This window comes from Methanoregula sp. (assembly GCF_002835825.1).
Taxonomy (GTDB): domain Archaea; phylum Halobacteriota; class Methanomicrobia; order Methanomicrobiales; family Methanospirillaceae; genus Methanoregula.
The window spans coordinates 1-1,162 of the sequence record NZ_PIZH01000659.1 but is presented as its reverse complement, the minus strand read 5'-3'; the positions used below and the strand labels follow the sequence as shown (position 1 = coordinate 1,162).

Sequence of the window (1,162 nt, the reverse complement as noted above, 5' to 3'; positions counted from 1 at the left end):
AATTCAAGCCACTGGCATTCGGGATATTCTGTGTTATCGTCATAGCGACGCTGGCAATCTCCCTCTGGGCAGCACAACGAGTGCGTACCGCCAGCCACTTCTATGCGGCCGGCGGGAACGTCAAATGGTTCGTGAACGGTGTCGCCTTTGCCGGCGATTACCTGAGTGCAGCATCGTTCCTGGGTATAGCCGGGATGATTGCATTCTTCGGCTTTGACGGGTTCATGTATTCCATCGGATTTTTGGCCGGGTGGATCATCGCCCTCTTAATCATAGCGGAGCCGCTCCGGAAGATCGGGAAATATACTTTCGGCGACGCCCTGATGAGCAAGTTCAAGGACAAACGGGTCCGCATGATGGCAGCAATTTCCGCACTGGTTGTCAGTGTCTTCTACCTGATCCCGCAGATGGTAGGAGCGGGATCCATTTTTCAGCCCCAGATCGGGCTTCCCTATGAAGCCGGTGTGATCATTGTCGGACTTGTGGTCATCCTGATCGTTGCTACTGCAGGCATGGTTTCCACAACCTATGTCCAGTTCATCAAGGGCTTCCTGCTCCTTATTGCCGCATTCGCCCTGACCATTGCAGTCCTGGTGATCGCGGGCATGGGCCCGGTGGAGTTTATCGGACACTTCATCGACAACCCGGCAGTTGTCCTCCCCAAGGGAGGCACCGTGAGCGGGAGCACTTTCATGTCCCCGGGCATGTACTACAAGAACCCGCTGGACTTCGCCTCGCTCTGCCTGGCTTTGATCCTGGGTACGGCAGCCCTGCCGCACATCCTGATCCGGTACTTCACCGTCCCGAGCCCGGCAGATGCCCGAAAATCCACGGTTATCGCAATCATTGCTATCGGGGTATTTTACATCCTGACCCTCTTCCTCGGGCTCGGTGCAAATTACTTCATGACCACGGATCCGGCCAACCAGAACCTGGCAGCCCCCCTGCTTGCGGAGAAGCTCGGCGGAGAGATCTTCTTTGCGGTCATCGCCTCGATCGCCTTTGCAACGATCCTGGGAACGGTCGCCGGCCTGATCATCTCCGCGGCAGGGGCAATCGCCCACGACATCTACACCGAAGTTCTCGGGCAAGAGCGCAACGAGGAGAGGTCTTTGAAGATCTCAAAGATGACCGGAGTGACAGTCGGGTTCCGCGCCATTGG

General features: G+C 56.9%; 1 protein-coding gene. It reads left to right on the top strand.

From position 1 onward, the window contains the following. On the top strand, positions 1-1,162 hold a 1,162-nt coding region (locus tag CW742_RS14215), incomplete at both ends, for a cation acetate symporter (protein WP_292421504.1).